26 protein-coding genes are annotated in these 24,164 nt (G+C 68.1%); 25 read left to right on the forward strand and 1 reads right to left on the reverse strand.

Features of this window, described 5'->3' with window-relative positions:
• Nucleotides 1-106 precede the first annotated feature (106 nt).
• The 3 genes from ABFK29_RS10925 (at nucleotide 107) to ABFK29_RS10935 (ending at nucleotide 2,291) form a co-directional block, all read left to right on the forward strand.
• Entirely contained in the window at nucleotides 107-742 is a 636-nt protein-coding gene (locus tag ABFK29_RS10925; RefSeq protein WP_040604379.1) for a hypothetical protein, read from the forward strand.
• 164 nt (nucleotides 743-906) lie between these two features.
• A complete protein-coding gene (locus ABFK29_RS10930; protein WP_005857893.1) occupies nucleotides 907-1,485 on the forward strand; it encodes a hypothetical protein in 579 nt (192 codons plus the stop codon).
• Nucleotides 1,482-2,291 carry a hypothetical protein gene (locus tag ABFK29_RS10935; protein WP_005857895.1) on the forward strand — a complete coding sequence of 270 codons (810 nt, stop codon included), beginning with the start codon at nucleotides 1,482-1,484 and terminating at the stop codon, nucleotides 2,289-2,291. The genes ABFK29_RS10930 and ABFK29_RS10935 overlap by 4 nt, the downstream gene beginning before the upstream one ends.
• A gap of 76 nt (nucleotides 2,292-2,367) precedes the next feature.
• On the opposite strand, the gene ABFK29_RS10940 is transcribed toward ABFK29_RS10935, so the two are convergent.
• A complete protein-coding gene (locus tag ABFK29_RS10940) occupies nucleotides 2,368-2,556 on the reverse strand; it encodes a hypothetical protein (RefSeq protein WP_005857897.1) in 189 nt (62 codons plus the stop codon).
• Nucleotides 2,557-2,753: 197 nt separating this feature from the next.
• On the opposite strand from ABFK29_RS10940, the gene ABFK29_RS10945 reads away from it, so the two are divergent.
• The 22 genes from ABFK29_RS10945 (at nucleotide 2,754) to ABFK29_RS11050 (ending at nucleotide 23,406) form a co-directional block, all read left to right on the forward strand.
• Complete coding sequence (locus ABFK29_RS10945; protein ID WP_005857899.1) at nucleotides 2,754-3,401, forward strand: hypothetical protein; 648 nt, start codon at nucleotides 2,754-2,756, stop codon at nucleotides 3,399-3,401.
• A gap of 1 nt (nucleotide 3,402) precedes the next feature.
• Complete coding sequence (locus tag ABFK29_RS10950; protein ID WP_005857900.1) at nucleotides 3,403-5,445, forward strand: phage terminase large subunit family protein; 2,043 nt, start codon at nucleotides 3,403-3,405, stop codon at nucleotides 5,443-5,445.
• Complete coding sequence (locus tag ABFK29_RS10955) at nucleotides 5,436-5,645, forward strand: phage head-tail joining protein (RefSeq protein ID WP_005857902.1); 210 nt, start codon at nucleotides 5,436-5,438, stop codon at nucleotides 5,643-5,645. Before ABFK29_RS10950 ends, ABFK29_RS10955 begins: the two co-directional genes overlap by 10 nt.
• Nucleotides 5,646-5,649: 4 nt before the next feature.
• Nucleotides 5,650-7,143, forward strand: a complete 1,494-nt coding sequence (locus ABFK29_RS10960) for a phage portal protein (protein WP_005857904.1) — start codon at nucleotides 5,650-5,652, stop codon at nucleotides 7,141-7,143.
• Complete coding sequence (locus ABFK29_RS10965) at nucleotides 7,140-9,179, forward strand: prohead protease/major capsid protein fusion protein (RefSeq protein WP_050772386.1); 2,040 nt, start codon at nucleotides 7,140-7,142, stop codon at nucleotides 9,177-9,179. Before ABFK29_RS10960 ends, ABFK29_RS10965 begins: the two co-directional genes overlap by 4 nt.
• Nucleotides 9,180-9,271: 92 nt before the next feature.
• Complete coding sequence (locus ABFK29_RS10970) at nucleotides 9,272-9,607, forward strand: DUF2190 family protein (RefSeq protein WP_005857908.1); 336 nt, start codon at nucleotides 9,272-9,274, stop codon at nucleotides 9,605-9,607.
• A gap of 4 nt (nucleotides 9,608-9,611) precedes the next feature.
• On the forward strand, nucleotides 9,612-9,926 hold the full coding sequence (locus ABFK29_RS10975) for a head-tail joining protein (protein ID WP_005857910.1): 315 nt from the start codon (nucleotides 9,612-9,614) through the stop codon (nucleotides 9,924-9,926).
• The gene (locus ABFK29_RS10980; RefSeq protein WP_005857912.1) at nucleotides 9,923-10,564 is read left to right on the forward strand and encodes a DUF6441 family protein; all 642 of its coding nucleotides are present in this window, start codon (nucleotides 9,923-9,925) and stop codon (nucleotides 10,562-10,564) included. Before ABFK29_RS10975 ends, ABFK29_RS10980 begins: the two co-directional genes overlap by 4 nt.
• Nucleotides 10,565-10,566: 2 nt before the next feature.
• Nucleotides 10,567-11,004 carry a hypothetical protein gene (locus ABFK29_RS10985; protein ID WP_005857914.1) on the forward strand — a complete coding sequence of 146 codons (438 nt, stop codon included), beginning with the start codon at nucleotides 10,567-10,569 and terminating at the stop codon, nucleotides 11,002-11,004.
• Between the two features lie 13 nt (nucleotides 11,005-11,017).
• The gene (locus tag ABFK29_RS10990; protein ID WP_040604381.1) at nucleotides 11,018-11,965 is read left to right on the forward strand and encodes a phage tail tube protein; all 948 of its coding nucleotides are present in this window, start codon (nucleotides 11,018-11,020) and stop codon (nucleotides 11,963-11,965) included.
• Nucleotides 11,965-12,396, forward strand: coding sequence for a hypothetical protein (locus ABFK29_RS10995; RefSeq protein ID WP_005857918.1), 432 nt, complete (start codon nucleotides 11,965-11,967; stop codon nucleotides 12,394-12,396). Before ABFK29_RS10990 ends, ABFK29_RS10995 begins: the two co-directional genes overlap by 1 nt.
• Before the next feature lie 20 nt (nucleotides 12,397-12,416).
• A complete protein-coding gene (locus ABFK29_RS11000; protein WP_005857919.1) occupies nucleotides 12,417-12,656 on the forward strand; it encodes a DUF7697 family protein in 240 nt (79 codons plus the stop codon).
• Nucleotides 12,653-14,770 carry a hypothetical protein gene (locus ABFK29_RS11005; protein WP_005857921.1) on the forward strand — a complete coding sequence of 706 codons (2,118 nt, stop codon included), beginning with the start codon at nucleotides 12,653-12,655 and terminating at the stop codon, nucleotides 14,768-14,770. Before ABFK29_RS11000 ends, ABFK29_RS11005 begins: the two co-directional genes overlap by 4 nt.
• Complete coding sequence (locus tag ABFK29_RS11010) at nucleotides 14,770-15,462, forward strand: hypothetical protein (protein WP_005857923.1); 693 nt, start codon at nucleotides 14,770-14,772, stop codon at nucleotides 15,460-15,462. The genes ABFK29_RS11005 and ABFK29_RS11010 overlap by 1 nt, the downstream gene beginning before the upstream one ends.
• Nucleotides 15,459-16,046, forward strand: coding sequence for a hypothetical protein (locus tag ABFK29_RS11015; protein WP_005857925.1), 588 nt, complete (start codon nucleotides 15,459-15,461; stop codon nucleotides 16,044-16,046). The genes ABFK29_RS11010 and ABFK29_RS11015 overlap by 4 nt, the downstream gene beginning before the upstream one ends.
• 11 nt (nucleotides 16,047-16,057) lie before the next feature.
• Nucleotides 16,058-16,480 (forward strand): DUF6950 family protein, encoded by a 423-nt coding sequence (locus ABFK29_RS11020; protein ID WP_005857926.1) that lies wholly within the window; start codon nucleotides 16,058-16,060, stop codon nucleotides 16,478-16,480.
• Entirely contained in the window at nucleotides 16,470-18,641 is a 2,172-nt protein-coding gene (locus ABFK29_RS11025; protein ID WP_005857928.1) for a hypothetical protein, read from the forward strand. Before ABFK29_RS11020 ends, ABFK29_RS11025 begins: the two co-directional genes overlap by 11 nt.
• A gap of 23 nt (nucleotides 18,642-18,664) precedes the next feature.
• Nucleotides 18,665-21,427, forward strand: a complete 2,763-nt coding sequence (locus tag ABFK29_RS11030; RefSeq protein WP_005857353.1) for a sialate O-acetylesterase — start codon at nucleotides 18,665-18,667, stop codon at nucleotides 21,425-21,427.
• Nucleotides 21,428-21,523: 96 nt separating this feature from the next.
• Complete coding sequence (locus tag ABFK29_RS11035) at nucleotides 21,524-21,880, forward strand: DUF6107 family protein (protein ID WP_040604382.1); 357 nt, start codon at nucleotides 21,524-21,526, stop codon at nucleotides 21,878-21,880.
• Entirely contained in the window at nucleotides 21,877-22,155 is a 279-nt protein-coding gene (locus tag ABFK29_RS11040; RefSeq protein ID WP_005857357.1) for a hypothetical protein, read from the forward strand. The genes ABFK29_RS11035 and ABFK29_RS11040 overlap by 4 nt, the downstream gene beginning before the upstream one ends.
• 16 nt (nucleotides 22,156-22,171) lie before the next feature.
• The gene (locus ABFK29_RS11045; RefSeq protein WP_005857934.1) at nucleotides 22,172-23,179 is read left to right on the forward strand and encodes a peptidoglycan recognition protein family protein; all 1,008 of its coding nucleotides are present in this window, start codon (nucleotides 22,172-22,174) and stop codon (nucleotides 23,177-23,179) included.
• Nucleotides 23,179-23,406 carry a hypothetical protein gene (locus ABFK29_RS11050; protein ID WP_157136440.1) on the forward strand — a complete coding sequence of 76 codons (228 nt, stop codon included), beginning with the start codon at nucleotides 23,179-23,181 and terminating at the stop codon, nucleotides 23,404-23,406. The genes ABFK29_RS11045 and ABFK29_RS11050 overlap by 1 nt, the downstream gene beginning before the upstream one ends.
• The last annotated feature ends 758 nt before the right edge of the window (nucleotides 23,407-24,164 follow it).

The raw sequence follows: 24,164 nt of genomic DNA on the forward strand, positions 1-24,164 counted from the left end.
ACATTGCTTTGACGCTGGCCGCCGTTTCGTCCGGCCCCGGCACCTCGCTGCACGCGCCGGGCCGCCGGCTCAGGCCTCACTGCCCGGATTGGACCAGGAGGCCTGGATGAGCGCGCGGCACTTGCGTCCGGTCGACGTTGGCACGCTCGAAGACTACCCGGTCGATCCGAGCGAGCGTCTGGATTCGCATGGCTTTCTGATGTGGGAGTTCCGCCGATGGCTGTCATCGGACATGCGGTGGCACGGCAGTCATGAATCCAAGTCAATCTTCTTCGAACTGGTGAACGTGGCGCATGGCGAGACGCCGGTCGGCACGTTGCCGGACGATCTCGCGCGGCTGGCGCGTATGGTGCAGCCCTGCGTGGATCCAGGCCACTTCGAACGCCTGTGCAGCATGCCGTTTGGTCCCCTGCACGGGTGGCACCGGTGCCGCTGCGGGGATGACGTCCGGCTGATGCATCCTGTGGTGACCCGGATCGTGCTCTCGGCCCTGGCGTCGCGTGCGAACAGCGCGGCGCGTACCGAGGCGGCGTCACATGCGCGGAAGCTGAAGCGGCTGACCGAGGATGTGGGCCAGGTTGCGCCGGAGGTGGCGAAGGATCCCCGGAAAATCCGGTGGATCTCGAACGAGATAGACAATCGCGTGTCGCAGCGCGGCGGCCAGCGGCGGAACGTCGAGGATCTGCACCTCGCGATCCAGGCCTGCATGCAGAAAGCGCGATCGGGAGGGTTCCCTCAGTAGGCGAAGCGACTGTCCGTTAGTGTCCGGCAGACATTAGCGGACAGTCCGCGACACTAAGTTAGTGTCCACATCGATAAGGATAAGGACACGAAAATGATAATTACCGGCGCCGGACACCAGACCGGTCGCACCTGTGGATAACTCGGGATCTTGCAGAGAAAGGCATGGACATGGACGAGGCGGAGCAAAGGGCGGGAGAGGCGCGGGTGAGGGAGCATCTGATCGAGCCCTTGATGCGGATCGGGCTGATGCGGCCTTCGGGTCTGAAGGTGGATGCGTTCGGGGACATGCAGCGGAGCCTGTGCCAGCGGCTGGCCTACATGTCGGCGGTGGACCTTGAGGCGCTGCGCGAGGTGGTGGAGACGAACCCGGCGGGGGCGGGGAAGGACCGTTGGCCGGGTGGTCCGTGGATCCTCGACCGGGCGCGCGAGATCAGCCCGCCGCAGCCGGGGGCGTCGCCGCTGATCCGGTCGGTCTTTGCGCATCGCACCGGGCGCAGCGCGCTTGCGGAGGGCTGGGCGCCGGAGCTGCTCGACCAGGTCCGCAAGACGCGGCGGTTCCCGAACGACGACGTGTGCGCGTTCGTGCGGTCGCAGGCGCGCGGTGACGTCGAGCGGGCGGCGACGCTGCGGCGCCGGCAGGAGACCGGCGGGTGCCTGAGCGATGCGGACGCGGCCTGGCTCTATCGCCGGGAGGAGAAGGAAGTGCTCTGCCAGCAGATCGCAGTGGGGCAGGTGGCATGAGCGTGATCTGGGTGAACTCCATCGGGACGGCGTTCACGCGGTATCCGTACCGGTGGCGGTTGGAGGATGAGCGCCGGTCCTGCGCGGCGGTTCTCGAACGGGCCACGCCGCAGGAGGGCGCCAGCCCGGAGATCCCGATCGCGCCGGCGCGTGGCGCCTGCCGGACGGCCGTTCCGACGGAGGCGGTGATGACCCCGAGCGGGCCGCGGGTTTACGCGGACAGGTCGAGCGGGTTGCGGGTGCATCGCCTCGACGCGTGGGATCGGATGCACAGCGCTGCGCGCCGGTCGTTTCCGGCGCGGCTGGGGCGCTGGGAGGCGGAGCGCCGGGCGAAGGGATTGCCGGTCGAGGGTCGCGGTGTCCGACGCCCGGTGTTTGTGCCGCCCTTCACGGTCGGGCAGGTGGAGATGGGCCGGGACTACGCGGCGCTGGTGGAGCGTCTTGCGGCGTCCGGGGTCAGGTGCTGCAGCCTGGAGAGGACCGGCCGGGGTGGACCGGGCACCGGTCTGTCGGTGTCGGAGGCGGTCTCGCGCGACATGGCCCGGCTGCGCGTGCTGGAGCGGCGGGTGGGCGCCGGAGTGGTGAAGGATTGCATGCGGCCCAGCAAGGGGGGCATGCGGTCGACGATCCGGGTGGCTGACCTGGTCCGCTCGGTGTGCGTGGAGGAGATGACGCTTGCCGAGGTTGCCCGGCGTCATGGCTGGGCGAAGAACGGCCGGATCGTGGAGATCCTGAAGCGGGAGCTGGCGGGTGCACTGGAGCGGATGCGGGGCTTCGGGCTGGCCGTGCCTCGCGAAACGTCTTGACAGCCGAGTCACCCGGGACGTAGCACTATGTCATCATCACCAAGTACGCCCGGGCCAGAGATGGCGCCGGGCGTTTCTATTTGAGATCGCGCCCGAGGGCTTCGAGATGGCCGGCGATGTCGGCGAGGGTCTTGAGCAGGGCGAACGTGCAGAGGCCAGCGACGACGCAGGCCGAGGCGTGCAGGTAGAGACCGCCCCTGGCGAATATCGTTGCCGCGTAGGCCGACAGCATCATGGCTGCGAAGCCGCTGAGTGCTGCAAACATTTTGGGCTCTCCGGTTGGGGCGCTGCTCGCGGCCACCTGCCGTCAAAGGGCGACGGGTGGCAACCGGGCGGGTCCTTCCGGCGGCTGAATGTATACGGGCGGGCGAAGCGCAGAGGGGTCGCGCGGGTAAACGAGTTGGGAAGCCTAAACTCGGGGCGCGCCTAAACAACGGGGACCATGTTCAGGGGGAGCGGCGCATGGCCGGACTGACGACGACGGAGCTCGCCAAGGAGCTCGGGGTCACGAAGGGCCGGGTCAGCCAGTACGTCAGCGAGGGCAAGCTTGAGGGGTGTTACCAGGGGGACGGGCGGGCGCGCCGGTTCGACCTGGTGAAGGCGGCCGAGGCGCTGGGGCGGCGGCTGGACAAGGGGCAGATGATGGGGAACGGCGCGGCGACGCGGCGGTCCCTGCGCGGGATCGAGGCGGGCGAGGCGCCCCCCGAAGCGCTCCCCGAAGCGCCCCCCGAAGCGCCGGCGCGCAAGCCGGGCGGCGATGTCCTTCCCGCGCGGGATCCGGACCGCTACGAGCTGGCGCGGACGCAGAAGGTCGAGGAAGAGGCGCGCCGCCTGCGGCGTCAGAACGTCCTCGACGAGGGGACGATGGTCCTGGCCGAGGAGGCCGCGCGGCAGGCCAAGCGCCAGCTGGCGCAGGAGATCGCGCAGGTCGAGACGATGCTGCGCGACGCGGCCCGGCGGGTGGCGGACGTGATGGGTGTGGATTACCGCGAGGTGCGGTCGATCCTGATCGACCAGTGGCGGGCGCACCGTGGCGAGAGGTCCGAGGCGCTGACGGGCGTGGCGGCGGCGGCCGGGGCCAGCGACGAAGAGCGGGAAGCGGACTTCTGACATGGGCTTCCTGACCTCTGCGGAGGCGGTGATCGCCGCGGCGCTGGCGGAGGCGATGGCACCGCCGCCGCCGCCGGACATCACGCGGTGGTGCGAGGAGAACATCGTCTTCGACGAGCGTTCGCCGATGCCGGGGCCGTTCCGGATCGGGCGGTTCCCGTTCCTGCGCGAGATCCACGAGGTGTTGAGCCCGGAGCATCCGTGCCGCGAGGTGAGCGTGCGGGGATCGGCGCAATGGGGCAAGACGGTGTCGGTGCTGAACCCGGTGATCGGAGCGTGGCACGAGTACGGACCGCTCGACAGCCTGGTGGTGCATCCGACGCACAGTGCGGCCACCGAGTGGGTCGACAACAAGTGGTTGCCGATGCGCCGGCAGGCGCCGAGCCTGAGGCGGCTCTTCGGGGACGGGCGGGGCGGCGACAACAAGGACGCGAAGTTCAACCAGGAGACCCTGACGCGGAACGGGTCGCTGAAAGTGACCTCGGCGGGTTCTCCGGACGACCTTGCCGGCACGTCGCGGCGGCTGGTGGCGCTGGACGACCTGTCGAAGTTCGAGATGACGCCGAAGGGGGATCCGGAGAAACTGGCGGAGAGCCGGGCAAGCGGGTTCGAGGATGCGAAGATCCTCGCGATCTCGACGGCGCAGCTGGTCGGCACCTGCAGGATCACCCGGCGGTATGAGCGGAGCGACAAGCGGCTGTTCCATGTGCCGTGCCCGCATTGCGGCCACATGGCGCCGCTGACCTGGGAGAACTTCCGGCGCAACCTCGATCCCGAGCGCCTGCACGCCGCATGCTTCACCTGCGACGACTGCGGTGGGGTGATCGGGCACGCGGAGAAGGAACGGATCGTCGGGCAGGGACGGTGGGTGGCCACGAACCCGGGTGGCGATCACCCGGGGTTCCATTTGTGGCGGGCCTACGTGCCGCAGCGGGACTGGGCGTCGATCGCGGTGGAATATGCGCGGGTGATGGGCTGGACGCAGCTGTCTTTGACGGGCGAGACGGAGGAGGCGATGGCCCACACCGTCGAGGCGGAGACGGAACAGACCTTCTGGAACGACGTTCTGGGCCTGCCCTATGCGGTCGCGAGCAAGGGCCCGGACTGGGAGAAGCTGCGCGACCGGGTGGAGAACCGGCCGGAGGGCGAGGGCCTGCCGCGCAGCATCGTGCCGGCCCGGGGCGTGATTTTGACCGCCGGTGTCGATTGCCAGGGCGACCGCACCGAGATCCACATCGTGGCGCACGGGCCGAACCACCAGCGGTGGCCGGTGGATTACATCGTGGTGCCGCATCACATCGCGGACGAGGCGTGCTGGTCGGCGCTGGACGGCCACCTGAAGGCGACGTGGCGGACGGAGCGCGGCCTGCGCCTGCCTCTCGACATGCTGGCCATCGACGGTGGCACCTACACGGATGCGGTCTGGTCCTGGGCCCGGCGCTGGCCCTGGGATCGGGTGATCATCGTCAAGGGGTCGAACAGTGCCAACGGGCCGACGATGGTGCCGCAGAAGTTCGAGCGCCGGGCGGACGGGAAGGCCCGGCGCCGGCAGAAGCGCGCGTTCATGCTGAACGTGAGCCAGCTGAAGGGCGACTTCTACGGCTGGCTGGACAAGGACGATCCGCTGTCGCGCGGCTACGTGCACTTCGCCCGGGGGCTGGGCGACGAATACTACCGCATGGTGACCTCGGAGGTCCGGGTGCTCCGGCGCAGCGCGTCCGGCGTGGTGAATGCCCGCTGGGAGCTCGTCGAGCCGACACGCCGGAACGAGGGGCTCGACACGATGCTCTACGCCGAAGCGGCGGCACGGCGGAAGGGCTGGCTGTCGCTGACGGCGGACCAGTGGGCGGCGCTTGAGGCGGAGCGCAGCGCGCAGCCCCAGGAGGTGCAGGCGGACCTGTTCGACGGAACCGTCCCGGTGGTCGCGCCTGTGGCGCCGTCAGACACACCGCGGAGCACGCCCGAGAAACCCAAACCCGAGGCGCGCGAGAGTGCGGCCCCGGAGGATGACTGGCTGAACGGCAGGGGAAGCGAATGGCTGTAACACCGGACAGTGCCATCGACACGCTGGAGACGGCCATGGCGCAGGGGGTGCGCGATGTCACCTACAGCGACGGGCGCAAGGTGACCTACCAGAGCCAGGCGGAGATGGAGCGCGCGTTGTCGTACTGGCGCGCCCGGAAACGTGCTGCGGCGGGGCGGGGGGCTGTCGGCGTCAGCATCGGCGCGTTTTACAGGGACTGAGCGGATGTTGGGGATCGGGACCGTTCGCGCGTGGCTGCAGGCGAGCCGGGCGGAGGCTGACCTGCGGCGGGTGAGTGCGGAGAAACGGGCCGAGGTCATCCAGGCCTATGACGCGGCGCGTGTCGGCGGGCGGATGGCGGGCTGGTCGCGGCCGCACACCTCGGCGGCCACGGAACTGCAGGGGGCCTTGCCGTTCCTGCGGGCCGGGGCACGCGACTTGGTGCGCAATTCCCCCTTCGCCAGCCGCGCGGTGCGGGTGGTGGCCTCGCATGTGGCGGGCTCGGGGGTGCGCCCGCGCCTGGCCGACGAGATCGCGGGTCTTGAGGCGCGCGAAGCGCTGCAGCGGATCACCCGGGACCAGTGGGAGCGGTTCCAGGAGAACTGCGACCCGGAGGGTCAGATGGACTTCTACGGCCAGCAGCGCCTGGTGATGCGCACGGTGGCCGAGGGGGGAGAGGCGCTGCGTCTGTGGTTCCCGGTCTCGGATCGCGGGCGGCTGTTCTGGCGGTGCCGGATCGTCGAGGGGGATCTGCTGGATCATCAGCGCAACGAGGATCTGCCCGGTGGCGGGCGGGTGGTGCAGGGCGTGGAGTTCGACGCGCTGGGTCGGCGGGTGGCCTATCACCTGTTCGAGGGGCACCCCGGCGACAGCTATGCCGCCACGGGCTGGAAACAGACGACACGGCGCGTGTCCGCGGAGTACGTCGACCACATCTTCGAGGTCTTGCGGCCGGGCCAGGTGCGGGGGGTGTCGTGGTTTGCGCCCGTTGCCACGGTGCTGCGGGATCTCGACGACCTGGCCGAGGCGGAGGTTGTCCGGAAAAAGCTCGAGGCCTGCATCTCGATGGTCGTGCACAACGCGCATGAGGACGCGGCGCCCGATGGTGCGGCGATCGCGCCTGCGACGGGGGATGCGGCGGTGCCATTGCGCAGTGCATCGGGATCGCCGATCGAGCGCATGCAGCCCGGCATGGTGCTGGAGGCGCGGCCGGGCTGGGGTGTCGAGTTCAACGCACCGCCGGCCAGCCCCGGGCTCGTGGAGCACATGAAGGAGCGGCTGCACGCTGTCGCGGCGGGCATCGGCGTGACGTACATGCAGATGACCGGCGACATGTCGCGGGCGAACTACAGCTCGATGCGCGAGGGCCGGATCGAGTTCAACCGGCTGGTCGACAGCTGGCAGGCCGACCTGATGGTCCAGCAGAGCGGCCGTCCGGCCTGGCGGCGCGTGATGCAGGCGGCATCGATCAATGGTGAGCTGACAACGCGCCTGACGCCGCGGGCGAAGTACATCGCGCCGAAGCGGCCATGGGTCGATCCGCAGAAGGACGTCTCTGCGGCGGTTCTGGAGATCGAGAACTTCATCGCGGACCCCGAGGCGGTGATCGAGGCGACCGGCAAGACGCCGGAAGAGGTGATGGCGGGTCAGAAGCGCTGGCGCGGGATGCGCGCCGGGATCGCGGGGGAAACCCCGACAGGCACAGGAGACGAGGCATGACGACACCGACACGTGGCGGAGAGGCGGGCGTGCCTGCGCGGATGATCCAGGCGGCGGCGCTGCAGACGCTCGACCTTGAAGCCCGCACCGTCGAGGTGGTGTTCACCACCGGCGCGCTGGTCAATCATTGGGTCTGGCACAAGGGGGACGTGAGGCGCATGCCGACGCGCATCGATGTCACGCCCGAGGCCATCGACCTGGCGTTTTTGAAGGCATCGGGGCCGGTGCTCGACAGCCACCAGAGCTGGGACAGCCGCGCCGTGATCGGCGTGGTGGAGGATGCCTGGGTGAAGAACGGAGAGGGCCGTGCCGTGATCCGGTTCGCCGACACCGAGGACGTGGAGCCGATCTGGCAGCGCGTCTCCCAAGGCATCCTCCGCAACGTCAGTGCGGGCTTCGAGGTGCTGGAACAGGAGGCCAGGACGGAAGATCTGGACGGCGGTGGCGAGATCGAGGTGATCCACTTCTCGAAGATCCGCGTGGTCGAGATCTCGATGTGTGCGGTGCCGGCGGACCGCGGGTCGCGCGTGCAGTCGGACGCGGGTCCGCCGCTGTCCTTCGGCCAGGTGTATCGCCCCGGGGAAACCGCGGATCCGTCCGCGCAGGAGACGCCTGCACCGGTTGCGGCGCAGGTGCAGGCGGCGGACGCCGCAGAGGATGCCATCAAAGGAGAGACCGACATGGCTGACAAGACGCAGAGCGCCGCCCCCGTGGCGCCCACCCCGACCCCCGTCGACGCGGCGGCGATCCGTCAGCAGGCGGCGCAGGATGAGCGGGCCCGGATTGCCGGGATCGACACCGTGGCGCAGCAGCTCGGTGCCGACGAGGCGCTTGTGACGCAGGCGAAGGAGGATGGCATGAGCGTGGACGCCTTCCGCACGGCCGCGGTGGATGCCTTTGCGGCGAAGGCCCAGGCGGACACCCGGGGCATTGGCGGCGCTCGCCAGACCGCCACGGTGCAGGCCGATGCGCGCGAGAAGTTCGTGCAGGGTGCGGAGCTCGGCGTGATGGCGCGTGCGGGCCTTGGTGGCGAGCGCAACGAGTTCACCGGCCTGACGCTGTCGGAACTGGCGCGGCAGTCGCTGGACTTGCTGGGGATCCGGTCCCCGGCTAGCCGTCTTGACATGGTGGGGATGGCGTTCACCCAGGCGGGCAGCCACACGACCAGCGACTTTGCCCATATCCTGTCCTCGATCGCGGGCAAGGCTGCGCTGAAGGGCTGGGAGGAGGCGGAGGAGACCTTCCAACTCTGGACCTCTGTCGGCACGCTTACCGACTTCAAGCCGACCACGCGGGTTGGCCTGGGGCTGCTCGACGCGCTGCCGGAAGTTGTCGAGGGCGCCAACTACACGTACGGCACCGTGGGCGACCGGGGGGAGCCGATCACCCTGGCCACCTATGGCCGGCTGTTCCGCATCACCCGCCAGGCGATCATCAACGACGACCTGTCGATGCTGAGCTCGATCCCGATGAAGGGGGGCCGTGCGGCACGCCGCACCATCGGCAACCTCGTGTACGGCGTGCTGACCGGCAACCCGAACATGTCGGACGGGACCGCGCTGTTCCACGCCGACCACAACAACCTTGCAGGGTCCGGTGCTGCGCCGTCCATCGCCACGCTGTCGGCGGGGCGCACGGCGATGAAGACCCAGAAGGAACGGGAGGGCGGTCCGTCGCTGAACATCCGGCCGGCCTATATTCTCTCGCCAGCGGCGCTGGAGACCGACTTCGATCAGCTGATCAATTCGACGGTCGATCCGACGGCGACGAAGGGGCATGCGAAGAACCCGGTGGCGGGCATGGCGGAGGTGATCTCGGATGCGCGGCTCGACGATGCCAGCGCGACCGCGTGGTACCTGGCGGCGAACCCCGCGGCCTTCGACACGATCGAGGTTGCCTATCTCGATGGCGTCCAGTCGCCGTACATCGAGCAGAAGACGGGTTGGACCTCGGACGGTGTCGAGCTGAAGGTGCGCATCGATGCGGGCGTCGCGCCGCTCGACTTCCGGACGATGTACAAGAACGCCGGGGCCTGATCCCGGGCGGTGACGCGATTGCGGCCTGACGGCCGTCGGAGGCCGGGCGGGTCCGCCCGGTCATGGCAATCCCATGTGTTCGGAGAAACACCATGAAATCTTATGTGCAGGATGGCGACAAGGTCGTCGTGGCGGCCCCGCGGGCGCTGACCTCGGGCGAAGGCGCGCTGGTCGGATCGATGTTCGGCGTGGCGGAAGGTGATGCGGAGAGCGGCGCGGATGTCGTCCTGGTGACGACGGGCGTGGTCGACATCGCCAAGGTCGGGTCGCAGGCCTGGACCGTGGGTGCTAAGGTCTACTGGGACAACACCAACTTCCGGACCACCACTGTCGTGAGCAGCAACACCCTGATCGGGGTTGCCATGGCGGCTGTCGGGTCCGGTGCCGGCGACACCACCGGCCAGGTGCGGCTGAACGGGTCGTTCTGAGGCGATGAACGCCTTCGAAGCGGGTCTCGGTGTGCTCCATGCCGATGCGAACATGGCCGAGGACGTGACCTATACGCCGCTGGCCACCGGGCTGGCGCAAACGGTGCGGGCGATCGCCACGGCACCGGACGTGGAGGTGGGGTTCGGCTTGGCAAAGGTCCATGCGTCCACGGTCGTGCTCGAGGTTGCGGTCTCGGCGGTGGAGAATCCCCGGCCCGGGGACGTGATCCTGTGGCGGGGGGAGACGCGTATCGTTCAGGGTGAGCCGGACCAGGACGTCGAGAGACTGTCGTGGTCACTGGACACCCGTCCGGCATGAGACTGACCGTTCGCCCGGACGTCGACGTGGGTGAGATGATGGCGCGGGACCTGGAGCGGATGGAACGCGCGCACATGGGGGCGATGCGGTCTGTCGCACGGGACCTCAAGTCCGCCTGGCGGCAGGACATCGCCGCGGGCGGATTGGGCAACCGGCTGGGCAACACCGTGCGGTCGGAGAGCTATCCGCAAGGCACCAACAGCCTCAACGCGGCGGCGCTGGTCTGGACGAAGGCGCCGGAGATCGTCGCGGCGCATGACGAGGGCGCGACGATCGGGTCGCGGGATGGGTTCTGGCTGGCCATTCCGCTGGAGGCGGCGGGACGGGGTCGGTTTGGCCGGCGGATGACGCCGCTCGACTTCGAGCGCCGGACGGGCCAGCGGCTGCGGTTTGTCTACCGGCAGAACCGCCGCTCGGCGCTTCTGGTGGTGGACGATGCCCGGCTGACGAAGCGTGGCCAGGCGCGCCGCAAGGGCGGGCGCCGGCGCAAGGATGGCGTGCTGACGGGTGCGCAGACCGTGCCGGTGTTCCTGCTGGTGCCGCAGGTGACGCTGCGCAAGCGCACCGACCTGGTGCCGGCGGCGGAGGCCGTCACCGACCGCATTCCCGGCCTGCTGGCCGGCTGGCTGGAGGGCTGAGCATGCCTTTGGGTGCTGTGAGGGGCGCAATAGAGACGCGCCTCGCGGCGCTGCACAGGGCGGTTGCGGCTGCCGTGACGCCGGGCGTGCTGCGCAACGCGGTCCTGCCGCAGGCGATCCCGGGCGCGGGCCTGGTGATCATGCGCGACGGCGTGCCGGACCTCGCCGAGGTCACGCTGCCGCTCACGTACCACTACGACCACCGGGTCGCGTTCGAGATCTACACGCAGGCGTCGGAGGACCGCGAGACGCTGGCGGATGTGATCCGCCAGGAGCTGGGCGCCGCGATCCACGCGGATCGTGGCCTGGACGGTCTCTGCGACTGGGTCGAGGCGCAGCCCACCGGCAGCGACGACATTCGCGTCGAGGGCGGCGAGACGCTCCGCGTCGATACCATCGTGGCCACGCTGAGTTACGGCGTGGCCGATCCGTTGACCTGACAGGAGGTGCGCCATGGCGCGAGGAAGAGGTGAGCGCTCGGCCATGGCGGGCGTGTTCGAGAGCGTCGAGAAGACGACGCCTGCGAGCGGGTTCGTCTACCTGCCGTACATGACCAACGGGCTGGCGCGGCGCGAGGGCCTGCTGGAAGACGACATCGTCGGCAGCCGCGATCCCGGCGATCCGGATCTCGACAACCCGGTCTGTGACGGCGACATCGCGATCCCGATCGATGTCGACGCCACCGGCTTCTGGCTGAAGGCGTTGCTGGGCGATCCGACCACCAGCGAGGCCACGGGCGTCTACAGCCATGTGTTCCGGTCCGGGGCCTGGAGCCTGCCCAGCATGTCGCTGGAGCGGCAGGTGCCGGATGTGCCGTCGTTCGAGATGTTCTCGGGGGCGCGGGCGAACCGGCTGCAGATCGAGATGCAGCGCGGCGGGCGCTTGAACGGCACCGTCGGCGTCATTGCGCAGGGTGCGGCCACGCCGACACCGGCGACCGCGGCGGGGACGCCCGGCAGCTTCGGCGAGGTGCCGTCGCGCTTCATGCAGCGCGAGGGCGTGGCCAAGATCGACGGCGCGGCGGCCGCGAATGTTGTCGGCCTGTCGTTCGAGTACAACAACAATCTCGATCCGGTGGAGACGATCACCGGTGACGGGTTCATCGGCGGGCTCGACCCGATGCGGTCCGCCTGCAGCGGCACGATGCGGCTGCGCTTCTTCTCGGAGACGCTTTTTGCCGCGGCGAAGGCCGGGACGGCGCAGGCGATCTCGCTGGAGTGGACGAAGAGCGCGAGAGCCTCGCTGGTGCTGGCGCTTGGCCGGGTCAAGCTGTCGGTGCCGGGCCGCCCGATCGAAGGGCCGGGTGGCATCGAGGCCGAGTTCCAGTGGATGGCCGGGCGGGAGGCCGACGGCGACCCGATGCTGACCGCAACCCTTGTGAACGAAGTGGAGACCTACTGATGCTGCGCCTGAAGCTGAACCCCGATCCGGCCTGGCACGACCTGGCGCGTGGCGTGCGTGTGCTCTGCTGCCCGGTCACCTCGTCGCAGATGGAAGCGGTCCGCGAGGACCTGTTCGGCAAGACCGGCGACGCGGAGGCCGAAGCGGAAGAGACCGAGGCAGAGGAGACCCGTGTCATCACCTTCGTCGACTGGTGCAAGGCGCTTGCGCCGCGGGTCGTGCTCGACTGGGAGGGGGTGGCCGACGAGAGCGGCGATCCGGTCCCGCCGGACGCGGAGTGGCTCTCTGCCATGCTGGACGACGACCTGTGTTACACGGCGTTCCGCGACCGTGTGCTGATGCCCGCGCTGCTGGCGGACGCGGAGGGAAACGGCTCTTCCGGCGCGCCGAGTGGCACTTCGGCAGCGCCGGCTACTGCGACAGCTGCCTAGAGCGCTGCGAGACCTGTCCGATGGTGGTCGAGGCGCCGCAAACCGTGGAGGGGCAGCAGGTCTGGGACCTGGCGATGCATTGCGGCGGCCAGGTGCGCGCGGTGCCGGGCCAGGTGGTCGGCTACGACATGACGGCGGTCATGGCCATGGGGCGGGCGATGGGTGTGCCGCCGATGGCGACGGCCGTGCTGATGCCGCATATCGAGCGTGCCATGACGGCTGCGCTGAACGACCGATCGTCTGAAGGAGGGGAGGCGTGACGCAGCGCAAGGTGACCTATCGCGCGGAGCTCGAGGGCGGCGCGCGCGTCAAGTCCGAGTTCCGGGGTATCGGCCAGGCGGGCAAGGAGGCCCACGAGAGGATCGACACGTCGTCGAAGTCCGCGGCCCGGTCGGCGGAGGTCTTCGAGCGGCGGATCCGGGCGGAGGAGCGCAGCTTCCGCGCGCTGAAGGCCAGCGTCGATCCGGCCTATGCCGCGCAGATTCGCTACGCCGGCGCGGAGGCGCAGGTGGCGCGCGCGGTCGCGCTCGGGGTGGTGTCGAAGCGCGAGGCGGCGCAGGTGCTGAAACAGATGGAGGTGCGGACCCGGGCCACTGCCAGCGCCATGGAACTGATGGACAGCGCGACGGTGCGGTCGCACCACGGGCTGCGCAACGCGCTGTTGCAGGTGAACCAGATCGGCCAGCAGGCGACGGCGACGGGCAACCTGATGGGGGCGGTGGCCATCCAGCTGCCGGACATCCTGGCGGGGTTTGGCGGCATTGCACCGCTGGTTATCGGTGCGGCTGCGGGTCTTGCGACGGCGTTCCTGCCGAACCTGATGAAATCGGGCGATGCGGCGAAGGACCTGAAGATCAGGCTGCAGGAGGCCTATGGGGCCGCGCGCACTGCGCTGGAAGAGGCCGCAGAGGCGCAGCGGCGCTACAACGCCGCGATCCTGCTGTCCAAGACCAACCAGGACATTGTCACGCCGTCGATCCTGCGGAGCCTGAGCCTCGAGGCCCGGGCACGGGAGGCCTTGGCCAGACTGGAAGAGGCCAAGCTCGAGCGGCAGAGGCGCGATGTCGAGGCGTCTCTTGCCGCTGACCGGGCGGCGCTGGACACACAACTCGCGGACGCGCTCCTGCAGGTCGAACGGATTGCGGAGCTGCGCGCCGAGGCGATGAACCAACCCGCCGGCGACCTGGGATCGCAGGCGACCTACACGGCCCTGGAACGGGACCGCCTGGCGGTTGTTCGGCAGGTGCTTGGCGCCAACGAGGACCTGGTGCTGTCCATCCGCGAGCAGCAGGCGCAGCTCGACCTGGTCAATGCACAACTGAGCCGCGGTGGCGACGAGGCGGTGGACCTCGTGGATGCGCTGCTGGAGGCCTCGAAGAACGGCGAGACGCTGGGCAAGACCGACGTGGGGGCCGGTATCCGCTCGGCGGTGGACGAGTCCATCGCACTTGTGCGCAACCTCGGGATGGGGCTCGATCTCGCGCGCGGGATTGCCTCCTGGGGGCCTCAGGGCATGCCCGGGACCGCGCCGCCGCAAGGCGGCCGTGGCGGCGATCCGCGTGCCATGGGCGGCAGCTTCTACGACTGGCAAACCCGGGACGCGGCGCAGTTCCTCGAGAACTGGACACCGCCGAAAGCCGCGCGGGCGGCGCGTGGCGGGCGCGGCCAGAGCGCGGCGCTGAAGGAACAGAACCGCCTGATGCAGGAGGCCGCCCGGATGACGGAGGCGAACCAGACGGCACTGGAGCGCTACAATGCCGAGGTCGCGCGCGCCAACATGCTGCGCGAGAAAGGCCTGATCGGCTCCGTGACGCACAACCGGGAACTGGCCCGGCTGAAAGTGAACCTCGACAAGGCGACGGAGGCGCAGCGCCAGCTGATGGGCATTGCCCAGCCGGTGAAGGATGCGCTGGTGAACGCGTTGATGGGGCAGAAGAACGCCGCCGACCAGCTGCGCGTGGCGCTGAAGCGCGCGGCCATCGAATATGCGCTGTTCGGCACCGGCGGCTTCGCCCGCAAGGGGAGCGGCTTCAAGGGCCTGCTGGGCAACGTGGTCTCCAGCGTCTTCAGCTTCGACGGCGGCGGCTACACGCCGCCCGGGCCGCGCTCGGGAGGCCTCGACGGCAAGGGCGGGTTCATGGCGGTCATGCACCCGAACGAGCGGGTCGACGACCTGACCAGACCGGGGGCCGGGCAGGGCGGGGGCGGCCGGGTCGAGGTCGCGGTGCGCATGGATGGGAGCGGGGCGCTTGTTCCGGTGATCGAGCGCGTGTCCGGCAATGTCACGGCGCGCATGCTGGGGGCGGGCATGCAGAGCCTGCAGCGCGGCTTCAGCGGGCAGCTCGACGCGGTGCAGGCGCGGGGGACGTCGTGATGCAGCGCCCCATCGTGACCCTGCCGCCGGCGTTCCTGCGGGTGTTGAACGTCGACTGGGACATCGACTGGCGGGAGACGTCGTTGGGTGACTTCAACGAAGGCACGACGCGCACGCAGTTCAGCGGCTTCCCGCGCTGGATCGGGGCGCCGAAGGTCAAGCTGGGCCGCGCCCAGCTGGGCCAATGGCGTGCCATCCGGGCTATGGCGCAGGGGCGCCGGGGGATCTACCGGATCCGCATGGACGACCCTGCGGTCTTCCCGATCTCGGCGACAGGCGCCGGCGGCACGGTGATCGCGCAGGGCAAGCCGTCTGCCGCGGGGAACCTGTTCACGAACGGCAGGGGCTGGGAGTATGCGCCTTTTGCGCTGGCGGCCGGGGACCATGCCGCGGGCGCCGAGGCGATCCGCGTCGATGTCACGTCGTGCAACGGCTTTGTGCCGGTGGTGGGCCAGATCATGAGCCATGCGTCCTGGCCGTTCCAGGTGACTTACGTGCGCGCCCGGGGCGGCGCCGTGTTCGAGCTCGGTGTGCAGATGCCGCTGCGGGCCGCGATCGCGCAGGGCGACATCCTCCAGCTGCGCGGTGTCGGGGTCTTCGAGGCGGCCGAGAGCGGGATGGGGCGCATCGATTACGACCGCAGCCATCGGGCGATGCCGGAGCTGCGGTTCATGGAGGTGCCTGGCCGATGAGCTTCTTCCCGGCGGGCTTCGATCCGCGTGCGGGCGTCCTGGGCTTCCTGAGCCTCGTGGAGATCGACACGGCGGACGGCCCCTGCCGCTTCCTGCTGGGGCAGGACGGCCGGTTCACCGACGTGAACGGGACCGTTTGGCTGGGCTCGGCGCTCGGGTCGGTGACGGCGCTGGAAAGCGCCATCGGCGGCATCGCCCCGTCAGGTTCGTTGTCGATGTCCTACTTCCAGGATCCGGTGATGGACGACGTGGTCCGGCAGATGAAGGCGCTGGGGGTCGACTACGTCAAGGGCCGCGAGGTCCGCTTCTACCTGCAGCCGATCGGCGATGTGGCGGAGTTCCAGGCGCCGCGGTTTGCGCCGGTGCGCTACATGACGCGGATCAGCCGGCAGCTGAGCTACACGTTCTCCGGGGCGCAGGACCGCCGCATCACGCTGTCGTTCGAGGCGTGGTCCGAGGGGCGCCGCGCGGCGCGGCGCACGGCGCTCAACACCGAAGGCCACAAGGCGCTGACCGGGTCCGAAAACCCGTCGCTCAAGTACATGCCGACGGTCGACTTCGAAACCGAGAAGCTCTTCGGATGAGGCCCGCCCCCATGAGACTTGTCTACCGGATCATGCATACCTGGATGGCCACGCCCTTTGTCTGGGGGCAGAGCGACTGCTGCCTCGGGCTGGCGGACTGGCACATGCTGGTGAAGGGCGGCGAGGATCCCGCGGCGGCGCTGCGCGGGGCGTATTGCGACGCGGTGTCCTGCCAGCAGCTCTGCGGCTGGTTCACCCGTCCCGTCGAGGTCATCGAGGATTGCCTGGCCCGTGTCGGGGGGCTGCCGCGGGTCGTGGCACCGGAGGTCGGCGACGTGGCGGTGATCGTCATCCCGCGCAAGGAGCGGCCCCTGCCGGCCGGGGCGCTCTGGCTGGGGGACTGCTGGGGCTGCAAGGGGCCGGAGGGGGCGACGACGCTGTCACCGACCCTGGTGCGGCCCTTGGCCTGTTGGGGGATGGACCATGCGGCGTAGATCGCTGGCGGTGGCGCTCCTGGCGTCGACCTGGCTGACACCGACCGAAGCGCGGGCCATGCCGCCCGTGGCGGCGCTGGTGGCGGGTCTGACCGGCGGGGCGCTCTTCCCGGTGGCGGGGATCCTCGGCCAGCTTGGCGCGGTGGGCTACTCGACGGGCTTTGCCATCGGCAGCGCGATCGGGGGATCGGTTCTGGGCCGCGCCCTCTTGGGGGTCGGGCTCTCGGCCCTGGCCGGGTCCTTCACGCCGAAGTTCGACGTGCCGAGGTTCAACGTGCCGGAACCCTCGGCGCAGATGGGCAACTTCGCCCAGCCGGTGTCTTATGCGCAATGGGTCTTCGGGCGCACGCGGAAGGGCGGGCCGCTCGGCTTCACGCAGGCATCGGGCAGCCGTCGCCACTACGTGGTGATCCTGGCGGCGCATGAGATCGAGGGCATCGCCGAACACTGGATCGACGAATACACCGTCGGGCTCGACGGTGCCGTGACGGACTTCGGGTCGTCCAACTTCCTGACCAATGGGGATGGCGGCGGGCATACCGCGCCGGACATCCTCAAGACCTATGGGCGGATCGAGGTGTTCCGGGGGGAGGCCGGGCAGACCGCCAACGCCGGCCTGGTCTCGACCTTTACCGAGATCACCGAGGACTTCGACTTCGCGGGGCTGGCGGGCGCCGTGGTCTGGGCGGCGCGGAGCTCGCCGCAGAACTTCAGCAGCGTCTATCCGAACGGGCGGCAGTGGGTCTACGCGCCGGTGATCGACGGGCTCAATCAAATCTACGATCCGCGCGACGACACCTACAAGTATACCGCCAACGCGGCGCTCTGCATGGCGTACTGGATCACGCAGGTGCTGGGCGGGCAGGTGGACTGGGACGAGGTCGCGGAGGAGGCCGACGTCTGCGACGAGGTTGTCCTGAACGCGGAGGGCGAACAGCTGGCGCGGTGGGAGATCAACGGCACGATCTCGGACGACCAGGAGTTCGAGACACAGCGCGCGCAGATGGCCGGGGCATGTGACGCCTTCGTCTACGAACGTACGGACGGGAAGGTGGGCTTCAAGGTTGGCCGGTGGATCGCGCCAACCGTCACCCTGAGCGGTTCTGACTTTCTCGATCTTGAAGTGACGGAAGGCCAATGGGGCGCCGATGCTCCGACAGAGGTGTCGGTAAAATTTGTCGAGCCAGACAATGCATGGAGGGAAAGTCCCTCTGGGACGTGGGTGGAAGATGCCGGCGTCAACGTAGTGAAGGACGAGCCCGAGCTTTACCTCGTCAGTAACCACAATCAAGCCTCCCGACTGGCAAAGCGGATCGCCAAGGCGCGGCGCCCGCAATATCACCTTTCCGGCACCATCGGCCTGATGGGATACGAGTTGATTGGGCAGCGGTTCTTTACCCTGACGCACACCGGGATGGGCATCGCTCAATATTTCGAGGTCGGAACCCTTGTTCGCGCCAGTTCGGGTCTCTTCGAGTTGACGGCAATTTCGGTGGAGCCGGAGGACTTCGATTTTGACGCCTCTACGGAGGAGCCTGATCGCCCCGAGTTCGAGGCCATCGACAGCGCGTTTGCAAGTGAGCATCTGACCGGATTCACTGCGACGGCAGGGGACGGTGGCAGCATTGTCACCGAGTGGGGGGTGCAGGAGGATTACCTTTGGCAGCAGGTCAGGTGGAAGGCGGTGGCGGCGACACAGTGGCAGAGCCAGACCATCACCGATGGAGCTACGGAGCTCATCATCACCGGCCTTCTGGATGGCACCACCTATCAGGTGCAGGGCCGGAACGCATACGCAGGTCTTCTTAGCAACCCGAGCGATTGGACGCCTGAGCCTGCGGCGGAAGTTGTCACGGTTGGCAGTAGCACGGCGCCTGCGTCTCTCGCGGCCTTCTCCGTAACCGAAGCCGCAGGCGATGTGACCATAGACTTCACCACGGCCAACGATCCGAACCACTATGCCACCCGGATTTATCGCAACACAGTCTCCGATTTCGGGACGGCCATGCTCATTGCGACCGACTACATCGGTCCGAACCAGTCCAGCACCTACGAGGACGCGGGGCTGGCGGCTGGCACCTACTACTTCTGGGCCGTTCCTGTGAACGCCTCGGGTGTCGCGGGCCCTGCGTCCGGTCCCGAGACCGAAACAATCGTCTAACACTCACACGAGAGGTGTCACCCATGGCTCTACCTGGGCGAACGATCGCGCAGGGCAATCCGCCCGCGTCCGATCATCAGGTCGATCAGACAGACCTTGGCGACTGGATGGAGGAGATCGAGGAGGGCGTTGCGGGTGTCACCGCCATCAGCGACCGCGTCTCGGACATCGAATCTGACTATGCGAGGGCCACCGCGCTCGAAGTCGAGCGCGGGCGGATCGCCACGCTGGAAGCGACGTCCGGCGCCGAGACTCCGCAGGGCGCCTGGGCACCCTCGGGAGGCTCTTTTCCCGGCGGCGGGACTGCGCAGACCGGTGACTACTGGGAAGCCACGGATACCGGAACAATCGACAGCGTGTCGTTTGTCGCCGGTGACCAGATCATCGCGCTGATCGACAATGCCAGCACCTCGACGTACGCCGGGGACTGGTTCAAGCGGGAGGGGGGCGCCGTCACGTCCGTCGCAGGCAGGACCGGTGCGGTGGTCTTGACCAAGTCGGATGTCGGCTTGGGCAATGTCGACAATACTCCGGACGCGGACAAGCCGGTATCGACAGCTCAGCAGGCCGCGCTGGACGCAAAGGCACCGCTGGCAGACCCGGCCTTTACTGGCACGCCCACGGCACCGACTGCGCCCGCGGGTACTTCGACGACGCAAATTGCGACAACGGCCTTTGTTGGCGCGGCGGTTGCCGGCACCGTCACTTCTGACCAGATCAGCCAGGTGTTCGACGGCGGAGAGGCCATCACGGACGGCGACGCCTCTCTGGCTGACAGCAACTTCGGCGCCAACATCACGACATATTTTGTGGTGCCCGACACCGCGCGCGACATCTATGTAACGAGCGTCTCGGTCAATCTTACCGGGGCGGGGACGGGCAACCTTATCGTGGCAACCCCCGTCGGTGAAATCCGCTATGTCTCCGAACTGCTCACGGTCGCGGGTGCTGGCGAGACGGCCCTTGCGCCGGCGGCCTTCGTGCTTCCCGCAGGGGCATGTTACGGCTGGCGCCGTGCGTCCGGTGGATCGGTGCGGCGCGGAGCGCTGGGGACGGACCCCGACAGCTTTTCCATCAGCCCAGCTACACTGCCCGACGTGGGAGACATACTTGCGCGCACCGCAAACACCTATCAGCCCGCCGTCGAGGTTTCCGGCACCGGCCTGTTCCCGGCGGTGTCGGAGCTGCAAGATCTTCGGGGCGCCGTGCAGGGGCCTGACTACACCGCCAACGTTGTGACAGATGCGATCACGGCAGCAGACGGTGCGTACTACGATCTGGCGGAAGTATATGTGGAGCGCACGGCGCCAGCGACAGCTTCGGAAGTCGGGCAGTTGGTCGGGACGCTTGCTGACAGCGCCAACAGCTACGACATGGCCGCGCCCGCAGATGCCGCGCGCCCGCGCCTGTCGTGGATTGGACACGGACCCGCACTGCAATTCGATGGGTCCGATGACTATCTCGACAGCGCAGCCTTGGGTGCAATGGTCGGGGACTTTTCCGCGGGCTTCACGGCTACTGTGACCGTTCAACCGACGCCCTGGCTGCTGACCGCCGCCGCCGGGCTGCTGTCGCTGGTAGATGGCAGCAACGCGCTGAAAATCTACATTGGCACCACCTCTGGAAACTACATTGTCGGGCCTGGTGGCAACATTCTTGGCCCTGTCACGGATGAACCGGCCTCGATCACTGTCACGTGGTCTGGCGGCACATTCTCCGCGTGGCTGAACGGACAGCGTGTCGTGAAGGGCGGCGCGCGGAGTGTGACCGGTGCGGCGGCGGTCGCCATGATCGGCGCTTTCCGGAACGGTGGCAGTCCGGCCAATTTCTTTAACGGCAAAATCGGCGCCGTCTCTGTGATCGAGAGCGCGTTGTCCGACGCGGACGCGCTGTCCGCCAACCTTGAGGCAATGGCTGTCTGGCAGGAGAGCGCAACCGGCACGACCAATCTTGCAGAAGAGGTTAAGGAGGCGCGGCTTGGCCTGCCGTCGCTGGCCTTGCGCGGACGCTACACCGAGCAGGGACGGCTTTACGGCGCGCTGATGCTTGGCGCATCGCCTATTGTGCTTCCGCTTATTGGCCAGTCGAACATGGTCGGTCAGGGCGTTTTTGACGGCGGCGCAGGTCATCCCGCCACCTACAAGCAGTGGCTACAGGCCGGAAGCTTGGCAGCGTGTACGGCACATCTGGACCATCTGAGCAGCGATGCCGGAGAAATGGGTCTGTCGGTACAGTTCGCAATCGACTTCGCTGCCGAATTCCCGAATGCGCAACTGATCTTTGTCCCCTGCGCTGTAAGCGGAACGGGCTACGGCTTTGGCAACTTGCAGGGTGGCGTCGAACTGGGGCGCTGGGGTATCGGAGATGACCTCTATCTGGCTGCGGTGAGACGCACCGATGAGGTGATGCGGCGATACCCGCAATGCGTGCTTGGTGGCATCCTGCACCACGACGGTGAAGATGACGCAGAGAACTCGACCGCCAACTTCGCCGATCTGCTGGACGAAGCGATTGGCGGCTATCGCACGTCGATCGTCGGAGCGTCGGCCCAGACGCCTTTCGTGGTCGGGGAGATTGCCCAAGACCTCGACACTGGCACATTCCCGCTGCGCGACACCATCAACGCGGCGCTCGCTGGACTGCCTGGCCGTCTGATCCACACGGCGTGTGCGTCATCCAGCGGCTTGGTGAGACAAGACTTCGCCCACTTCAATGCTGCGTCCCAGCGCACATTTGGTTCGCGGTATTTCACCGCGTGGCAGTCGGCGCTGCGTGGCTGGCTCTAGCACCGGGTGTCAGGGACCGAAAATACGGGGGTCGAATGACCACCGACGACTTGCCGCGCGCTCTGCGCGCTTTTTTTGTGCACCGGAGGTTTGACCATGCCACCTGATAACGAGTGGGTTTATGGCGCAGCCGTCCGTGTGATCGGCGCACTCGTCGGCGTCTTGGCGTCGCTGATCATGGTCGCACCGGAGGGCACGCGGGCTGCCCTGTATCGCGCCCTCGTCGGCGTGACGATGGGGGTGATCTTCTCGCCTCTGGCGGACAGCCTGCCATTCATGGGCTGGATGGCAGGCGAAGACCTCGATGCTGTCTTGGCGCGCAGCGCGCTTACCGGCTTCGTGATCTGGTGGGTGCTAGAAGTGATCGCGCGGCTGCTATCGTCCAACGACTGGCTGGTGGCTCTGCTGCGCGAAATGGCCCGGATGCGCAGCAATCAGGAGCCACGCAAATGATCGCCGTCAGCTATGTCTTGGTGCCGGTCAACGTGGTCTCCGCCATGCTTTTGGCGGTTCTCGTGATGCGGCTGTGCCGCCCGCTGCGGATCACGTTCATGATGCGCCTGTTCGCCGCGCTGATGTCCGTGTCGCTGCTGCTGCAGGCGGCCGAGCACGTCCAGTTCATCCGCGATTACCGCCCACCCCGCGCGCTGAGCTGGATCGCCGTCTCCCTCGGGATGCACGGCCTGATCTGGTCGGCCGCCTGGCGGGTATTCGTTCGCCGACCCTAGCAAGAAGGACTGTCCCATGACCGGACTGAATCGCATCATCCTCCACTGGACGGCCGGCGGCGGCCGGGCCAGCGCCGTCGACCGCCAGCACTATCACCGGCTGGTGGAACACGACGGCCGGATCGTTCCCGGCACCGAGGCGCTGGCCGACAACATCGTGACCAGCGACGGCGATTATGCCGCGCATACCCGCAACCTCAATACAGGCTCGATCGGCGTCGCCCTGTGCGGGATGCGGGACGCGATCGAGGTCCCGTTCAGCGCGGGTCCGTCGCCGCTGACGGAAGTGCAGGTGGATGCGGCCTGCGCCCTGGTCGCAGAACTCTGCCGGGCGCACGGCATCCCGGTCACCCGCGAGACGGTGCTGACCCACGCCGAGGTGCAGCCGACGCTGGGCGTGCGCCAGCTGGGCAAGTGGGACATCACCCGGTTGCCCTACAAGCCCGACGTGGTGGGCGCCTATCCCGTGGGCGACTACCTGCGCGCGAAGATCAAGGCGCTCCTGGGCGAGGCAGCCCCTGCCAGCAACCGGCCTGTGCTGCGCTTCGGCGACCGGGGCGCGGACGTGCGCGTGTTGCAGGAGGACCTGGCCGGGCTGCGCTACTTCGCCGGCCGGCGTGACGGCAGGTTCGACACGCTGACGCGCGCGGCGCTGCTGGCGTTCCAGGCGGACAACGGCCTTGCCACCGATGCTGTGGCAGGCGCTTTGACCTGGGCGGCGCTGGCCCGGGCCCAGCCCCGTCCGCTGCGCGACATCGCGCCCGCGGATCTCCGGGCGGAAGGTTCCAGCACGATGAAGGGCGGCGATGCGGCCGAGGTTGCGCTGACCGGGGGCGGGCTGCTGGCTGCGGTGCCGGTCCTGCGGGATCTCCTCGCGGAAACCCAAGGCCTGCTGCCGACCCTGCAGGAGAACTGGCCGGTCCTGCTGGCGCTCGGCGCGCTCGGGCTGGGCTACATCCTGATCCGGCAGATGAAGGCCGCCCGCCTCGAAGACGCGCGCACCGGCGCGCACCTGGGCCGGTGATGCGCGGGCTTGCCGGCACCGCCCTGGGCCAAGCCTTCACCCACACCCTGGGCCTGCTGATCGCGGGCCTGCTGCTCTTCCACCTGGGCGCCCGTCGCGGCCGCCGGACCGCAAAGGACAAGGCCGATGCAAGGGATCTCCGCCGCAGCTCTGACCTGCGCACTCGTGTTGACCGTGAGCGGATGCGCCGCCTGGCTCGACCGCCCGACATCCGGTACCGAGACTGAGAAGACGCTCTGCCAAATCTGGGGGCAGGGGCTGTTCCTGCCGTCCAGGACCGACACTGCCGACACGGCCCAGAGGCTGATCGCGCAGATCGGAGACTACAGGGCCGCGTGTCCGGGGTGGCCGGCGCCGTAGGGCAACGCCAAACAGCGCGACCAGATCGCAGGTCGCATGGTGCCAAGGCGAGATTTGTCTTTACGTCGCACAGCGATGCGGCAGCGCCGGAAGCTGGCGCAAAATCGTTACTCGTTGCTTCTAGACCGTCGTTGCAGCCCTTGGTGCGTCACTCAACTTAAAGCAGTTTGGTTCCGTCTCAGTGCCGCAGTTTAAGAGGTGAAAAGGTGAAAGTCCTGAGGTTGTTCTCGTGCCGCGTATGCAATCACTCATTGCGATTCGGATCCATGCGCTGTGGCCGCTGCTACGCGCCCACCCCCTTCTACAATCACTCTTGGTTCAATTACGTGCTCGTCGCCATGTGCATTGTGCTTCTTGCGTTAGCCGCGATCGGGTTCGTGGCGACAATGCTTGAGCCTTCGGACGTTGCCGCAGCCTATCCAATCAGCAAGAAGACAGGCAAAATCATGAGCGCCCAACCCAGTATGAACATGATCGCATCGACTGCGCGGCCTTTAAGCGGGTAGGGGCGGCGGTTCAGGTTGGCGGGGGTCATGGCAGCGACGTAACAATGAGTGTTTAACAAATAGTTAACAGCGGGGGACTGCACCGCGCCTGCGATCACTGAGGGTGTCCCCAGTAGAAC

Source organism: Sagittula stellata E-37 (assembly GCF_039724765.1).
Classification (GTDB): Bacteria; Pseudomonadota; Alphaproteobacteria; order Rhodobacterales; family Rhodobacteraceae; genus Sagittula; species Sagittula stellata.

Coding starts and splice junctions, on each gene's coding strand:
- ABFK29_RS10945 (WP_005857899.1), top strand. CDS start 2,754: ATGGCCGGACTGACGACGACGGAGCTCGCCAAGGAGCTCGGGGTCACG.
- ABFK29_RS10940 (WP_005857897.1), bottom strand. CDS start 2,556: ATGTTTGCAGCACTCAGCGGCTTCGCAGCCATGATGCTGTCGGCCTAC.
- ABFK29_RS11050 (WP_157136440.1), top strand. CDS start 23,179: ATGCGCGGGCTTGCCGGCACCGCCCTGGGCCAAGCCTTCACCCACACC.
- ABFK29_RS10990 (WP_040604381.1), top strand. CDS start 11,018: ATGGCGCGAGGAAGAGGTGAGCGCTCGGCCATGGCGGGCGTGTTCGAG.
- ABFK29_RS11025 (WP_005857928.1), top strand. CDS start 16,470: ATGCGGCGTAGATCGCTGGCGGTGGCGCTCCTGGCGTCGACCTGGCTG.
- ABFK29_RS10980 (WP_005857912.1), top strand. CDS start 9,923: ATGAGACTGACCGTTCGCCCGGACGTCGACGTGGGTGAGATGATGGCG.
- ABFK29_RS10960 (WP_005857904.1), top strand. CDS start 5,650: ATGTTGGGGATCGGGACCGTTCGCGCGTGGCTGCAGGCGAGCCGGGCG.
- ABFK29_RS10955 (WP_005857902.1), top strand. CDS start 5,436: ATGGCTGTAACACCGGACAGTGCCATCGACACGCTGGAGACGGCCATG.
- ABFK29_RS10925 (WP_040604379.1), top strand. CDS start 107: ATGAGCGCGCGGCACTTGCGTCCGGTCGACGTTGGCACGCTCGAAGAC.
- ABFK29_RS10970 (WP_005857908.1), top strand. CDS start 9,272: ATGAAATCTTATGTGCAGGATGGCGACAAGGTCGTCGTGGCGGCCCCG.
- ABFK29_RS10975 (WP_005857910.1), top strand. CDS start 9,612: ATGAACGCCTTCGAAGCGGGTCTCGGTGTGCTCCATGCCGATGCGAAC.
- ABFK29_RS10985 (WP_005857914.1), top strand. CDS start 10,567: ATGCCTTTGGGTGCTGTGAGGGGCGCAATAGAGACGCGCCTCGCGGCG.
- ABFK29_RS10930 (WP_005857893.1), top strand. CDS start 907: ATGGACATGGACGAGGCGGAGCAAAGGGCGGGAGAGGCGCGGGTGAGG.
- ABFK29_RS11040 (WP_005857357.1), top strand. CDS start 21,877: ATGATCGCCGTCAGCTATGTCTTGGTGCCGGTCAACGTGGTCTCCGCC.
- ABFK29_RS11045 (WP_005857934.1), top strand. CDS start 22,172: ATGACCGGACTGAATCGCATCATCCTCCACTGGACGGCCGGCGGCGGC.
- ABFK29_RS10995 (WP_005857918.1), top strand. CDS start 11,965: ATGCTGCGCCTGAAGCTGAACCCCGATCCGGCCTGGCACGACCTGGCG.
- ABFK29_RS11015 (WP_005857925.1), top strand. CDS start 15,459: ATGAGCTTCTTCCCGGCGGGCTTCGATCCGCGTGCGGGCGTCCTGGGC.
- ABFK29_RS10965 (WP_050772386.1), top strand. CDS start 7,140: ATGACGACACCGACACGTGGCGGAGAGGCGGGCGTGCCTGCGCGGATG.
- ABFK29_RS10935 (WP_005857895.1), top strand. CDS start 1,482: ATGAGCGTGATCTGGGTGAACTCCATCGGGACGGCGTTCACGCGGTAT.
- ABFK29_RS11000 (WP_005857919.1), top strand. CDS start 12,417: ATGGTGGTCGAGGCGCCGCAAACCGTGGAGGGGCAGCAGGTCTGGGAC.
- ABFK29_RS11020 (WP_005857926.1), top strand. CDS start 16,058: ATGAGACTTGTCTACCGGATCATGCATACCTGGATGGCCACGCCCTTT.
- ABFK29_RS11030 (WP_005857353.1), top strand. CDS start 18,665: ATGGCTCTACCTGGGCGAACGATCGCGCAGGGCAATCCGCCCGCGTCC.
- ABFK29_RS11035 (WP_040604382.1), top strand. CDS start 21,524: ATGCCACCTGATAACGAGTGGGTTTATGGCGCAGCCGTCCGTGTGATC.
- ABFK29_RS10950 (WP_005857900.1), top strand. CDS start 3,403: ATGGGCTTCCTGACCTCTGCGGAGGCGGTGATCGCCGCGGCGCTGGCG.
- ABFK29_RS11010 (WP_005857923.1), top strand. CDS start 14,770: ATGCAGCGCCCCATCGTGACCCTGCCGCCGGCGTTCCTGCGGGTGTTG.